The 14,271-nt window shown below is 44.2% G+C and carries 9 protein-coding genes, 1 other RNA gene and 1 pseudogene; 6 read left to right on the top strand and 5 right to left on the bottom strand.

All coding sequences use genetic code 11. From position 1 onward, the window contains the following. Positions 1-52 precede the first annotated feature (52 nt). From AAEY94_RS01800 to AAEY94_RS01785, 4 genes are all read right to left on the bottom strand, one after another. Positions 53-2,515 carry a carboxypeptidase-like regulatory domain-containing protein gene (locus tag AAEY94_RS01800; protein ID WP_350976843.1) on the bottom strand — a complete coding sequence of 821 codons (2,463 nt, stop codon included), beginning with the start codon at positions 2,513-2,515 and terminating at the stop codon, positions 53-55. A 51-nt stretch (positions 2,516-2,566) separates the two neighbouring features. Further along, entirely contained in the window at positions 2,567-4,024 is a 1,458-nt protein-coding gene (locus tag AAEY94_RS01795; protein WP_350976841.1) for a glycerophosphodiester phosphodiesterase, read from the bottom strand. Positions 4,025-4,355: 331 nt separating this feature from the next. After that, a non-coding RNA gene (ssrS, locus tag AAEY94_RS01790) (6S RNA) lies at positions 4,356-4,537 on the bottom strand. A 52-nt stretch (positions 4,538-4,589) separates the two neighbouring features. Continuing rightward, the gene (locus AAEY94_RS01785) at positions 4,590-4,889 is read right to left on the bottom strand and encodes a cell division protein ZapA (RefSeq protein WP_101086040.1); all 300 of its coding nucleotides are present in this window, start codon (positions 4,887-4,889) and stop codon (positions 4,590-4,592) included. 212 nt (positions 4,890-5,101) lie between these two features. Here AAEY94_RS01785 and AAEY94_RS01780 point away from each other — a divergent pair, with 212 nt between their 5' ends. From AAEY94_RS01780 to gcvP, 6 genes are all read left to right on the top strand, one after another. Continuing rightward, a complete protein-coding gene (locus tag AAEY94_RS01780) occupies positions 5,102-5,677 on the top strand; it encodes a UPF0149 family protein (RefSeq protein WP_101086039.1) in 576 nt (191 codons plus the stop codon). Between the two features lie 28 nt (positions 5,678-5,705). Next, positions 5,706-6,980: a 2-octaprenyl-6-methoxyphenyl hydroxylase gene (gene ubiH / locus AAEY94_RS01775; protein WP_350976836.1), complete on the top strand. Its 1,275-nt coding sequence runs from the start codon at positions 5,706-5,708 to the stop codon at positions 6,978-6,980. 24 nt (positions 6,981-7,004) lie between these two features. After that, positions 7,005-8,225 (top strand): FAD-dependent oxidoreductase, encoded by a 1,221-nt coding sequence (locus tag AAEY94_RS01770; RefSeq protein ID WP_350976833.1) that lies wholly within the window; start codon positions 7,005-7,007, stop codon positions 8,223-8,225. Between the two features lie 235 nt (positions 8,226-8,460). Continuing rightward, complete coding sequence (gene gcvT / locus AAEY94_RS01765; RefSeq protein WP_335690766.1) at positions 8,461-9,555, top strand: glycine cleavage system aminomethyltransferase GcvT; 1,095 nt, start codon at positions 8,461-8,463, stop codon at positions 9,553-9,555. Positions 9,556-9,637: 82 nt separating this feature from the next. After that, positions 9,638-10,027: a glycine cleavage system protein GcvH gene (gene gcvH, locus AAEY94_RS01760; RefSeq protein ID WP_101086035.1), complete on the top strand. Its 390-nt coding sequence runs from the start codon at positions 9,638-9,640 to the stop codon at positions 10,025-10,027. A 175-nt stretch (positions 10,028-10,202) separates the two neighbouring features. Next, entirely contained in the window at positions 10,203-13,091 is a 2,889-nt protein-coding gene (gcvP, locus tag AAEY94_RS01755) for an aminomethyl-transferring glycine dehydrogenase (protein ID WP_350976828.1), read from the top strand. Between the two features lie 530 nt (positions 13,092-13,621). Here gcvP and AAEY94_RS01750 read toward each other — a convergent pair. After that, positions 13,622-14,067, bottom strand: a pseudogene (locus AAEY94_RS01750) (IS4 family transposase); the annotation flags it as partial. Between the last annotated feature and the right edge of the window lie 204 nt (positions 14,068-14,271).

Raw genomic sequence — 14,271 nt, 5'->3', positions numbered from 1 at the left:
CAATGCGTGATTCATTTTGCTGTTTCTGTCACCAGCGAACAGCATCAGCTCATTAAAAATTAATGTCGAAACTCGTTTGGCCAGCTTGCAAATATATCCATTGTCTAATGGGCTCTTGTCCTGAAGCAGAGACTTTAATGTCGTAATTGCCAGCAGGTAGCATCATGCCGGCTTGATATTTGGGCTTAATATTCATCACAGACACGTTGGCATTTGCGATATTACTCTTAATCGTTAGGGGTAATAGGGCAGTATTGGTAGGTGATGATTTAGCCGGTTGAGTGGCCTTATGTGCTGGTATTACCGCTAAATCAAAGCGATTAATCGGGTCGCTGATGGCATTAAAGCCTTGGGTAATTAATAAGCGCTGGTCTATTGAAGAGCCGATAGGTTGTACAATCGGCAAGGTCACAAGTAACCATTTAAGCGTATATGACACCGTGGCGGAATCGTTCTTTTCCATTTGATCAAAAAAGTAATGCAGTGATGAGCCTGGCATAGTGTATTGGTTGCCGCCCATCGATAACGGAACCACAAATATTGACGCTAATAACACCGTTGATATCACCGGTTTTATCAAGCGATTAGGCTTAACTCTTGGCGCAGAGGACGCACGTTTAGCTTGTACTAGTTCGACCGCTTTCATCGGTAGCTTTAATACGGTAAGTAACACTAATGCTAAGCTAATCGCCATAGAAATTGGCGGAATAATCGTTGAACGTAATGCCGATTTACCTGTTGATTCAAACGCACCGCCATCGGCAAACTCAACTAGTTGAGCTTCGAGCACATTGAGGTATTCAGTGGTTTTACGTTTTATATTGGGCTCAATAATATGTTGCTTAAACTCGCGATTATTCCAATCGGCTAGCGTAGGATTAACGTACAACTCTTTCATTTCTTGTTTTATACGCTGTTGAATATCGCTTTGCTGTTGAAAGGTTTGCCAGCTCAAATTAGGTGGCATATCGCTACCCTTAGCTTTCATTTTTGAGCGCCACTCAGCATCTGCTTGTTGACGTACTTTTTTAGCCACCGCAATATCAAAGCTGTTGCGATCGGTGATTGACCAAGAAGGAGATAAAGATAAGCCTTTTTGTTTCAGCTTCTTATTAACTTTTATACTGGTAAGTTCATGAACTCTAAATTGATGGATTGAGTTAATGCCTAGAGAGTAGCCCCCCGACTCCTTAACAAAATCAGGTGCCATTTTTATCATCAATACTTTTTTATAATGATTTACATCGTTGGTGTACACCATGCGATGATCTTTAAAGCCAGCATCGCCTCCAGTGATAGCATCTGCAGCCTGCATCGCCGTGAATAAGCCTAAGCTCATAATGCCTGAAATAATAGAATTGCCGACGTTTTCTGAGGTTGAGATCTCTTCGCGAATTAACCAATCATCTGGAGGAATATAAGGAATACCGTACTTGGCTATTTCTTTGTCATAGCCTTTTTGTAATCGCTCAAAACATCTATCCTTACTACTACCACTTTTCTTTTCTGCGCATTTATTACGACGTTCAAAATAGTCATATAGTTTTGGAGCAATTTTTTGAGCTCGCGATTCCACCCTAGCTTCATAAGCTTTGGTGCCTTTTTGGTATTGTTCCCACCCTTGCTTAACTTGATTTTGGGTGTCTAACCAGTATGAATCCGACCGAGTTTGTACACTGGCTAAGGCTTGGTTATATTGATTTGAACCCGAGGCATACTCAGTGTATTTATTGCGCAGTGTTTGGCGGAAATTATCATAATGGCCATAGTGTTCGTCAAACCGAGACATGGCTCGATCGCGAACAAACTTTTCCATTATCAAACGCTTTTTGTCCTTTAAATCGTCGACTAATTTGTCGTCAGCGTAAACTAATCCACCAAATACCGATAAAAAGGTTTTTTCGATAGCACTGTGTTCTTTATTGGGATCATACTCAATACCTTCGAATGTGATTGAGTTTTCAATTAACGCACTACGGAGTAACTGCGATAAATAAGCTTGCTGGCGTTCTTCAGGCGTTGAAGCATCAATAATAAAATGATCGACTAACCATTTTTGTCCAAAAAATACCGTTGGCCACACAAGTACCGCAATGAGTGCAAAGTAACCTAAAGCGCGCGTAACGTTAGCGACTTTTTTACCCTTTAATAATAAATCAGCTAACAGTAACGTAACGCCTATTCCACTGATTGTTCGGCCAAATAGCTCTACTGTTCGTAAGTCTTCTATGCTGGAGTTTCGTCCTCCAGCAACATCGGTCAACGCTGCATTAAATACCGCTTCAGGGAACAAATACACTAGTGAGCAAATGAACATCAACAACATCCACCAGAAGGGTTGGCCCGTTTTATTTATTTGGGCTTCAACTGCTTGCTGCTTTTCTACTTTTTTAGCGGTTGATTGCTGACTTTTTTGTACTTTTTCCAGCTCTTTTACCGCGGATTGCATTTTTTTTTGTGTAGGAGCGCTGTTAAGCAGATTTGTTGCAAATGGACTTTTGTTATTTTCAGTCATATTAATCTTTATCAACCATCGTCTTTTTATCTTTATGTCGTTATTTAATTGCTATTTAGCTTGGCGTGCAGGCAACCTTAAAATGATTGTATCACCTGTATTGTTATCAATTTTTTCATCAGTGATAGTAGGAAAACCATGTTCTAACAACGGAGTAGGAATAGTGTTTGGCACTACTTTAACGGGAGTCGCGTTGATGGCAGCAAGGCCAGAGTCTAATGATAGATAGTAACCTTCGTTTTGATAGCCACGCATTTCGGCAAAACGATCAAAGTCAGCATCTTGCGGTAAAGACGCAATATAGCGACCAAGATGGCTCAATGGCTGATAACGTTTAACTGGCAAAGCTGCATTGAATAGACGTTGGCAAATTTTGTAAGGTGTCGCATCGACAATGGCGCCATCAGGAAGTTGAGCTGTGGTTAATTTGATGAGCTGTGATTGATGATACTCGCTACCATTGAGCGAATAGGTATACACTTTCATTCCGAGTTGATGTGCATGATATTTAACGTTGGCATGTTGCATAAAGCTACGGATATCTAGGTGGAGCCCAGAGTTTTTACCCAGTTTTCTCTGTAATTCAGAAAGTGAGGATTTTGCCGTATAATCTTTATAACGTGAACGATAACGCTTAGTACCGTATCGACCCACTAGCTCAAGCTTATTTTTATTATCTAAATAATAAGTATCGCTTTTTACGCCTTTACGCAAATCAGCCGTTAACTTTTCAATGCTAGTCGGGTGTCCACCTTGAATAAAGCCTAAATAAACTGAAGGGTTAATACCTCGGAGTTTATAGAGTGTGTCTTGGTCTGCGGCTGAATAATAAAAACCACCTAAACCAATATATTTTCTGAGCATATTATCGAGTTCAACGAGTTTTTGGCCGTTGGTGTCAGACTTAACTTCTACATTCAGTTGTTGATTGTGATTGCGATATGCAGCAAAGGTTTTAAAGGCTTCAACAGCAGTAATAGGGCGTTGATCCAGTAAATGGTTACTTTGCTTGTCTCGCAGTTTGAGATTAGCAAACTCTTGAAGGTTCATACGGTTTAGTTTGAAGCGTTCACCGGTGTAATACACCGTCGCGCGACCGGTCTGACTATCGTGATGATTAACCCAAGTACCATCTTTGAGTAGCATTACGTCAATTTCAACACTGTTAAAATTATCATTTAACGCCGCTGCAATGGCATTGGCACTGCTTTCTGGCTGCCGAAAATCGCCCCGATGAGCTGATATGTCTAATCGACATTCGGCAGTAGACAGCATTTTGATATTGCCATTATTGGCCAGATATAAATTACGGTCGCCCAGGCTCAGCTGAGTATCAATAATATTCAAGCCTTGGGTAGCAGCATCAGTTGGTAAATGAGATAACTCAGTGGGAACAATATTAACAGGCTTAGGTGAAGGCGTTGGGGTGGATTTACAGCCTGCTAAAGTCAGCAGTAGTACAGCCATAATGATGCTGTAAAAATAGGGGGCGACGACACGACTTGTCATAATCCATATTTACAAGTTATTAATATTTAATGTTTTATACATTAATGAACCCGGTAAAACAACCTTATGGATTAAAGTAAACTTAATTCAAACATCAAAATGTGAACGAGGATGACTTATCAAAACCTGATTAGTTTCAGATCCAGTCCAGTACCATTTAGATTTTTCAATTTAAGGCACATTAATGCAGCAAATGGTTGTTATCTTTTATATCAATGAGACTGATATATGAGCAGACATAAATGTTTATGGCTAAATCAAGGTAACAAATAATGGAATATTGCAGAGGTATGATGAACACTTCTTAAAGAGTGTTCATCATAAAATTAGAATGCTCCCCAAAATACCGCTGCCGGCGCAGCCCTTGAACCGTAGGTTCAAGGCGGGTAAATGTTCATCTCCTAAGGCTTCTCGGTATAATCCGAGCATGCACAATGTTAACGAAAGCATTCACCCTGGGTTTGTAATTATCGGCACAGGGACTTAACCAACGAGCAAATATCCCAGGGAGCAAAACAGGGTAGAATTAAGCAATGCTTAGTTCTGAAATCTTAGTTTAGCCTTCCTAGCGGCTTCGTTCAACCAACGATGTTTCCAACGTTGACTGTAACAAAGAAATACGCTCATCCATTTGCGCCATATATTGTTTGTTTTTTTGTTTTTCTTCATACAATTCATTGCCAATGTTCAGCGCCGCCATAATGGCTAACTCTTCACGGCTTAAATTATTAGTACGCGACTTTAAGGTTGTCAGTTGGTTTTCAACTTCTCTGGCAACAGTCCGCAATGCATCTTCGCGTCCTTTTGGACATGCGATAGAGTAGGTGCGCCCTAATAGGGTAATGTCAACAGCACTGTTACTCATAATGTTGCCTCAGATCCTTAGTCAGTTCGCGAACTATATAGGGCTGAATTTAAAAGAGCAAGGCAACAGCATCCCTTTTTAACTATTTGCTGTTTGTGTGAACAAATCCGCTTCAGTCTAGGCATTATTTGGGCACAATACACACTAGCATTTGGAGCATCATAGTAACTCTGCTAGCATTGAAGCAGATATAGCGCTTTTAGGAATTTACCATGGCAATCCCACCTTCATTATGTATCGAAAAACTAAAACAGGCCTTAGATTACGCTGAAGTCGGCCAGCATCCAGTAGAAGTGCACGGGGCGCTTGTTGGGATTATTTGTGGTGGTGTAAAGCAAGAAAATTTAGCCTGGCTCAAGCCGTTAGTTGAGTTAATGAACGACGGTCAACCGCTAGAACCAAACTTACAACAGCTGATCAGCGATTTGTATCAAGACACCGTGACCCGCTTAGTCGATTTCGAATTTGGCTTTACTCTTTTATTACCAGAAGAAGAAGCGCCGCTGAGCGATCGCGTTGAAGCGTTAGCCTTATGGACCCAAAGTTTTTTAACGGGCATTGCCATTATTCAACCAGAGCTAAACAAAGCGTCAACCGATGTGCGTGAGGTAATTAAAGACCTTGCCGATATCGCTCAAGTAGAATTTGATGTCGGTGATGACGAAGAATCAGAAGTTGCCTACGAAGAACTGCAAGAGTTTGTCAGAATGTCAGCTATTTTATGTTATTCAGAGTTTGGCTTAGACATGCCTTTGAATGACACCGATGAGCATTCTACTTTTCACTAACATTTTGGTATAGGCAGCAACGCAGCGTATGACCACAGCACACACTTCTACCGAGCCACTAGTCGTTGATATTGCCATAGTGGGTGGCGCCATGGCAGGTGCCACGTTAGCCCTAGGGTTAGCTCAGTTATCTGCCACATTATCTGCTACGTTATCATCTGCCACTTTAGCGCGCCCGCTGCGTATTGCACTCATCGAAGCCCATGTTGCCAACAACAATCACCCCGGTTTTGATGCCCGCTCTATCGCCATTGCGCACGGTTCTATTTTCGAACTGACTCGTTTAGGCATTTGGCCTAAGTTGCAGCATCTTGGCACCGCGATCGAAAATATTCATGTGTCTGATCGCGGCCACTTTGGCATGACCGAACTCAACGCTAAACCATTAGGCTTAGATGCATTAGGGCAGGTGGTTGAATTAGCTCGAGTGGGTAACGTGTTATTCGACGAACTGGCTAAGTCATCTGTCAGCGTGTTTTGTCCTGCCAAAGTCACTGATTTACAAGCCCAAACAGACGGTCACTTATTAACATTAGATAATGGCACTCAGCTGCATTGTCAGTTGCTGGTGGCCGCAGATGGCGCTAATTCGGTTGTGCGTCAACATTTACAGCAGCCTACTGAGCAAGTCAATTTTGATCAAACGGCGGTCGTTGCCAATGTCATTACCGACCAACCGCATCAACACTGGGCTTATGAGCGCTTTACCCAAACCGGCCCATTAGCACTGTTACCGATGACGTCAGTGCCATCAACACCTTCCACTCAAGCGCGATATTCACTGGTATGGGCATTACCGCCAGCCAAAGCTGATGCATTAAAAAATGCAGATAAAGCTGAGTTTTTAGTGGAATTACAACAAGCATTTGGCCATCGTGTCGGCCGCTTTATCGATGTGGGGCAGCGGGTCAGTTATCCACTCACGTTATCGTACATGCCAAGGCCGATTTACCATCGTTGTATATTTATCGGTAACGCCGCGCAAACGCTACACCCTATCGCCGGACAAGGCTTTAACCTAGGTTTACGTGATGTAGTCGGGCTCCTCAAGGTGCTTGAACACGCCTTTAGCAGCAACACCGCAACCGAAGTCGACCTCGGCAGCAGCGCTATCGTGCATCAATATTTAGCCGCTCGCCAAGCCGATCGCGACAGCACACTCAACAACATCGAATTTTTAGTGCGTGGCTTTTCCAATCAATATTGGCCGTTAGTTGCCGGACGCAATATCGGTTTGCGTTTATTGTCTTGGCTACCGCCGTTAAAACGCCCCGTAGTGCAAACCGCCATGGGCTGGCGTTAACTCATTTTAAGGTAAGGATTGACCATGTTTTCAACTAAAACTTATGATGTTGCCATCGTCGGCGGTGGTATGGTTGGGCTTGCAACCGCAATCGGTTTAGCCAATGCCGACCTTAATGTGGTGGTTATCGATGCTGGCACAACCCAAGCGGTCAGTGGCGAGCCTAAATTACGCGTTAGTGCGATTAACAAAGCCAGTCAGCAATTACTTGAAAATCTCGGCGCGTGGCAATACCTCGACGACAGCCGTGTTAGCCCTTACCAAAAAATGTCGGTGTGGGACAAAGACGGCCTAGGCAAAATTGAGTTCGACGCTCACAGCATCAGCGAAGCCTATTTAGGCTCGATCATAGAAAACGATGCCATCAGTTATGCCCTTGCCAAACGTGCCAGCGAAATAAGCAACATTACCTATATTGAAAACCAACGTCTTGAGCGCGTAGCCTTTGGCGAGCGCGAAGCTTGGCTAACCCTAGCCAATGGCGACAATGTCAGTGCCGCCGTAGTGGTTGCCGCCGACGGCGCCAACTCTTGGGTGCGCCAACAATGCAGTATTCCGCTAACATTTTGGGACTACGGCCACCATGCTATTGTCGCGACTGTGCGCACCGAACTCGCTCACGACGCCACCGCCAGACAAGCCTTTTTACCCGGTGGTCCATTAGCTATGTTGCCATTGTATGACGACAATTTATGTTCCATCGTCTGGTCGGTATCGCCCGACCAAGCCGAACAATTGTTAGCATTAGACGATATAGAATTTGGCAAAGCGTTAACTGCCGCGCTAGATGGCCGTTTAGGCATGTGCCAGGTGATCAGCAAGCGTCAATCATTTCCGCTACGGATGCGCTATGCGCGCCACTTTGCCCGCCATCGATTAGTACTGGCAGGTGATGCAGCTCATACCATTCATCCGTTAGCTGGCCAAGGGGTTAACCTAGGCTTTTTAGACGCCGCCAGTATCATCGAAACCTTTACCGAACTGCATGAGCAAGGCAAAGATTTAGGCGAATATAGCCACTTACGAGCCCTTGAACGTTGGCGTAAAGCAGAGGCGATGGAGATGATTGCCACCATGGAAGGCTTTAAAAGACTGTTTGCCGGCAGCAATCCGCTTAAAAAAGCCATGCGCGACATAGGCCTAACCCTAGTTGATAATGTCGCTGGGCTGAAAACAGTGTTCATCAAACAGGCTATGGGTAACAAAATGACATTACCTAAACTTTGTCGTGAGCCAATTTCATAATAGCTAATGTAGAAACTTGTTTAATATCAGTCTACACAGTTAAATTGGCGTTTTTATTGTAAAAGATTATGTAAAAAAATTACAACAATAGATTAGCTAAACTAATGCGACCGGACTCGGATTAGAAAAATTTTTTGTATACAAATTAGGTCTGCGGAGTATAATTTTGTTCGCATTTTATCAAATACCTACATTAGATTAAGACCTAATTAAAGGCCCAAAAAAAGGGATAATAATGGCTAGCAAGACTGTACTTTTTAACAAGCATTTAGAATCTAAAGCCAAAATGGTTGATTTCCACGGTTGGGAAATGCCGATTAACTACGGCTCTCAAATCGAAGAACATCACGCAGTACGTCAAGATGCAGGCATGTTCGACGTGTCGCACATGACCGTAGTTGACGTTACCGGCAGCGATGCTTGTGCCTTCTTACGTAAGTTACTTGCTAACGATGTCGCCAAACTTACCGTACCTGGTAAAGCCCTTTACGGCGGAATGCTAGACGAAAACGCTGGCATCATCGACGACCTTATTACCTACTACTTAACCGACACCCATTACCGCGTGGTGGTTAACTCCGCTACTCGCGACAAAGACCTTGCCTGGATCAACAAACAAGCCGCAGCATTTGATGTTGTTGTGACTGAACGTCCAGAGCTTGCGATGATTGCCGTGCAAGGTCCTAATGCTAAAGCCAAAGCGGCTACAGTATTTAGCACCGAGCAAAATGCTGCCGTTGAAGGCATGAAGCCATTCTTTGGTGTGCAATCAGCCAGCTTATTTATTGCTACAACCGGTTACACCGGCGAAGCGGGCTACGAAATTATTGTTCCAGAAGCCGAAGCCGAAGCCTTATGGCAAGCACTACTAGATGCAGGCGTTAAGCCATGTGGTTTAGGTGCACGTGACACATTACGCTTAGAAGCGGGCATGAACCTATACGGTCAAGACATGGACGAGTCAATTAATCCATTAGCCGCTAACATGGGCTGGACAGTTGCGTGGGAGCCAAGCGAACGTGACTTTATTGGCCGTGATGCACTTACCGCCATTAAAGCGGCTGGCACAGACAAATTAGTCGGCTTAGTCATGGAAGAAAAGGGCGTATTACGCCACGATATGGCAGTATTTTTTACCGACGCAAACGGTGTTGAGCATCAAGGTGTGATCACTAGCGGTTCGTTTTCGCCAACATTAGGCTATTCTATTGCCATGGCCCGTGTGCCTAATGGTATTGGTGCTGTAGCTGAAGTTGAAATGCGTAAAAAGCGTGTTAACGTAAAAGTCATCGCTCCAAGTTTTGTACGTAACGGTAAGCAAGCTTTCTAACGACTCAATAAAATGAGTTGTGCTTTACCTAAAAAGAATTTATTTGTTAAGTATTAGAACATCAGATTAAGGAACAACGATAATGAGCACTATTCCAGCAGACTTGAAATATGCATCTTCACACGAATGGATCCGTAAAGAATCAGACGGTAGCTACACAGTAGGTATCACTGAGCATGCTCAAGAGCTATTAGGCGACATGGTATTCGTAGAATTGCCAGAAGTTGGCGACACAGTCACAGCCGGTGAAGACTGCGCAGTGGCTGAATCAGTTAAAGCGGCATCAGACATCTATGCACCTATTTCTGGTGAAGTGATTGCCGTAAACGAATCTTTAGAAGATTCGCCAGAGCGTGTTAACAGCGACGCATTTGGTGACGGTTGGTTCTTCCGTGTTATGCCTTCTGACGAATCAGAAGTTGATGCATTATTAGATGCAGACGGTTACCAAGAAGTGATTGACCAAGAATAAGCGCCAATGACGCAGGAAGCTCCCTCGGGAGCTTCTTTGTTATGTGCAGCTAAAAAAAATGACGAGCGCGCAACATAATAAACCCTAAACAGGTTATTCACGTATTACCCATTTTCACCCTAATCCAGTTCTGTGCCCTACCGCCATAACTGGTCGATTTGGAACAAGGTTTAACATGACCAAGCAAACCCTGACACAACTAGAACAACACGAGTTATTTTTAACACGCCACATTGGCCCAAGTGCTGAGCAGCAACAAGAAATGCTCAACTTCATTGGTGCAGAGTCGTTAGAAGACTTAACCGCGCAAACCGTTCCTGGCAAAATCCGCTTACCACAAGACCTCACCATCGGTGACTCGTGTGGCGAAGCCGAAGGTATCGCCTATATCCGCAACATAGCAGACAAAAACAAAGTCTTTAAAAGCTATATCGGGATGGGTTACTACGGCGTGCAAGTGCCAAATGTTATTTTGCGTAACGTGTTCGAAAATCCAGGTTGGTACACTGCTTATACTCCATATCAGCCAGAAATCGCCCAGGGCCGTTTAGAAGCAATCTTAAACTTCCAACAAGTGTCAATGGACCTAACCGGTCTTGACCTTGCATCAGCCTCATTGCTGGACGAAGCGACCGCAGCGGCAGAAGCCATGGCACTTGCCAAGCGCGTATCTAAAGCCAAAAAAGCCAACATCTTCTTTGTTGCCGATGACGTATTCCCACAAACATTAGACGTAGTGAAAACCCGCGCTGAATGTTTTGGTTTTGAAGTCGTTGTCGGTCCTGCAAGTGAAGCGGTAAATTACGAGTTATTTGGTGCCTTGTTCCAGTACACCAACCGTATTGGCCAAATTACCGATTACACTGAGCTATTTGCCACGCTCCGCGACAACAAAGTTATTGTTACAGTAGCAGCCGACATCATGTCGTTAATGTTACTTAAATCACCGGGCGCCATGGGCGCAGACGTAGTATTTGGTAGTGCGCAACGTTTTGGCGTACCAATGGGATACGGCGGACCACATGCAGCATTCTTTGTTGCCCGTGACGAACACAAGCGTTCAATGCCAGGCCGTATTATTGGTGTGTCAAAAGACACCCGCGGCAACAGCGCATTACGTATGGCCATGCAAACGCGCGAGCAACATATTCGCCGCGAAAAAGCCAACTCAAACATTTGTACCGCGCAAATTTTATTAGCCAACATGGCGTCGTTTTATGCGGTATTCCACGGCCCACAAGGCTTAAAAACCATTGCATCACGCATTAACCGTTTAGCTGACATTTTAGCGGCAGGCTTAACAGCTAAAGGCTTAACCTTAGCTAACACCACTTGGTTCGACACCATCAGTGTTAAAGGTGCCGATGTTGCCGCCATTAATGCCCGTGCTATTGCTGCGCAAGTGAACTTACGTATAGATGCAGACGGCGTGTTTGGTATCAGCTTAGATGAAACCACTATCCGTACAGACATCGCAGACTTGTTTGACGTTATCCTAGGCGCAGGTCACGGCTTAGATGTTGCAGCACTTGATGCCGACATCGTTGCTAATGGCAGCCAGTCAATTCCAGATGCGCTAGTACGTCAAGATGCGGTATTAACTCATCCAACGTTTAATCGCTACCAAAGCGAAACCGAGATGATGCGTTACATCAAGCGCCTCGAAAACAAAGATTTAGCCTTAAACCACTCAATGATCTCGTTAGGTTCATGCACCATGAAACTCAACGCAGCAGTGGAAATGCTACCAGTAAGCTGGCCAGAATTTGCTAACATGCACCCATTCTGCCCGCTAGATCAGGCACAAGGTTACACCCAGTTAATTAACGAACTGTCTGAGTTTTTAGTTAAAATCACCGGTTACGATTCTGTGTGTATTCAACCAAACTCAGGTGCGCAAGGCGAGTACGCTGGCTTGTTAGCGATTAAGAAATACCACGAGTCTCGCGGCGACGCGCACCGTAACATTTGCTTAATCCCACAATCAGCTCACGGCACCAACCCAGCATCGGCACAACTTGCTGGTATGAAGGTAGTGGTTACTGCTTGCGACAAGCAAGGTAACATTGATTTAGAAGACTTACGCACTAAAGCAGCCGAACTAGCAGACAGCCTTTCATGCATCATGATCACGTACCCATCGACTCACGGTGTGTATGAAGAATCAATCCGCGAAGTATGCGAAATCGTCCATCAATATGGCGGTCAAGTGTACCTAGACGGCGCGAACATGAACGCACAGGTTGGCTTAACATCACCAGGCTTTATCGGCGCAGACGTATCGCACCTTAACTTACACAAAACCTTTGCTATCCCGCACGGCGGTGGTGGTCCAGGTATGGGCCCTATTGGTGTTAAAGCACACCTTGCGCCATTTGTAGCAGGCCACGTAGTGATTAAGCCAGGCCGCGAAAGCGACCATAACGGCGCCGTATCTGCCGCACCTTATGGTAGCGCCAGCATTTTGCCAATCAGCTGGATGTACATTAAGTTGTTGGGCACTAAAGGGGTTAAGCAATCAACCCAAACTGCGCTTTTAAACGCTAACTACATCATGAAAAAGCTACTGCCTCATTACCCAGTATTATTTACTGGCCGTAACGACCGTGTAGCCCATGAATGTATTATCGATTTACGCCCATTAAAAGAAACCTCTGGCGTAACCGAAATGGATATCGCTAAGCGTCTAAACGACTATGGTTTCCATTCACCAACCATGAGCTTCCCGGTAGCGGGTACGTTGATGATTGAGCCTACTGAATCTGAGTCTAAGGTTGAGCTAGACCGTTTCATCGAAGCGATGATTTCTATTCGCGGTGAAATTACCAAAGTAGAAGCAGGCGAGTGGCCAGTGGACAATAACCCACTGCATAATGCTCCTCACACCCTAGCGGATATTATGGACCCAGAGTTTGATTCACGTCCGTACAGTCGTGAAGTGGCCGTGTTCCCAACGGCAGCGGTTAAAGCCAATAAGTTTTGGCCAACCGTAAATCGTATTGATGATGTGTATGGGGATCGCAACCTTATGTGTAGCTGCGTCCCATTATCTGACTACGAGTAAATAGCTACTTAACCTCAGTAATACTGCATCAGCCGCTACTTTTCGCTACTCATTGACAACAGTCAACTCCGTGGCGAAATGCAGCGGCTTTTTTGTCTTACTTTCGGCAGTAACGCTATTTAGGCTTCAGCTGAGAGTTTTCGCATAGCTCGAAATAAGGAGTTTGACACCAGTCAACTCCGCGGCGAAAACCTCAAACTTCATTGTCTTATCATCGCCAGCGACGCAATTATGGAATAGTTAGCTTCATTTGAAGTTTTAGAATTTAAAAGCGACCGAAAGGTCGCTTTTTTGTTTGTGTCACACCAGAAGAGTTCTAAACACACCTCATAGCGGTAATGTTTATATTTACGTCATTCCGGCAATGCTTTTGAGCCGGAATCCAGGTGTTGGCCTATGTATTTAGTGTCATACAGTTTATTTAACTATAGTTAACAGCTACTACGATACTTGAGATAAACACTAAAACCTATAAATGGAAAAGCATTAAAACCTATAAATGGTATGACATTAAAACCTATAAATGGCATGAGGATATGATTAAGTTTTTTCAGGAATAGTAGATGGGTTTTAGGCTTCTCTTTTTTATTTAGCGTATGTATTTCTTCATAAAGTGTCAGCGAACGTCCTTGAGCGGCGAGAGATGCTCGAATGAGAAAATGCTGCTTTCGGTCATCAAGATCTGACCAATCGATATAATGGGTTGCTTCATTTTCGCGACTAGCAGGCAGGTCATACGGGTGTATATAAACTCGATTTCACGATGTAAGTGGCTATTACTACAGAGCCTATCTACACGCTTAATCTTATGTTTTTCCTTTGCTTTATTCGTTATATTCCGGCCAAGTCCTGTGATAGAAAGCGAGCTACCGTTCATTGAGCTTTCAATGGCAGCAAACAAACTCAAGCGGAGTGTTTTGTGCATTAATGGGGTGACAAACGATAGGCATTTTAATAAAACTTGTTTCGCATTCATGACATTTACTCGTGGTAATTTTTGTTTGGCGATAAATTTGATCACCAAATGCCATGAATGTTCCTCCGTTTTTAACCTATCTCATGATTTTTATTCATTCTTTTGTGGGGATCCCTCAGACTCTGACCCTGAGGGATCCCCACGAATTTAATAGCATGCTTGTGGATCCTTGATTAACGATTGTAGAGTCTTAATTCCTGCTCG

The organism is Shewanella sp. AC34-MNA-CIBAN-0136 (genome assembly GCF_040309945.1).
GTDB lineage: Bacteria > Pseudomonadota > Gammaproteobacteria > Enterobacterales > Shewanellaceae > Shewanella.
Note: the sequence above shows the minus strand (reverse complement) of the source record. Positions and strands in the feature narration are given on the sequence as shown.

Excerpts from the sequence above, each read along its gene's own strand:
- AAEY94_RS01800 (WP_350976843.1), bottom strand. The coding sequence starts at position 2,515 with ATGACTGAAAATAACAAAAGTCCATTTGCAACAAATCTGCTTAACAGC.
- AAEY94_RS01795 (WP_350976841.1), bottom strand. The coding sequence starts at position 4,024 with ATGACAAGTCGTGTCGTCGCCCCCTATTTTTACAGCATCATTATGGCT.
- AAEY94_RS01785 (WP_101086040.1), bottom strand. The coding sequence starts at position 4,889 with ATGAGTAACAGTGCTGTTGACATTACCCTATTAGGGCGCACCTACTCT.
- AAEY94_RS01780 (WP_101086039.1), top strand. The coding sequence starts at position 5,102 with ATGGCAATCCCACCTTCATTATGTATCGAAAAACTAAAACAGGCCTTA.
- ubiH (WP_350976836.1), top strand. The coding sequence starts at position 5,706 with ATGACCACAGCACACACTTCTACCGAGCCACTAGTCGTTGATATTGCC.
- AAEY94_RS01770 (WP_350976833.1), top strand. The coding sequence starts at position 7,005 with ATGTTTTCAACTAAAACTTATGATGTTGCCATCGTCGGCGGTGGTATG.
- gcvT (WP_335690766.1), top strand. The coding sequence starts at position 8,461 with ATGGCTAGCAAGACTGTACTTTTTAACAAGCATTTAGAATCTAAAGCC.
- gcvH (WP_101086035.1), top strand. The coding sequence starts at position 9,638 with ATGAGCACTATTCCAGCAGACTTGAAATATGCATCTTCACACGAATGG.
- gcvP (WP_350976828.1), top strand. The coding sequence starts at position 10,203 with ATGACCAAGCAAACCCTGACACAACTAGAACAACACGAGTTATTTTTA.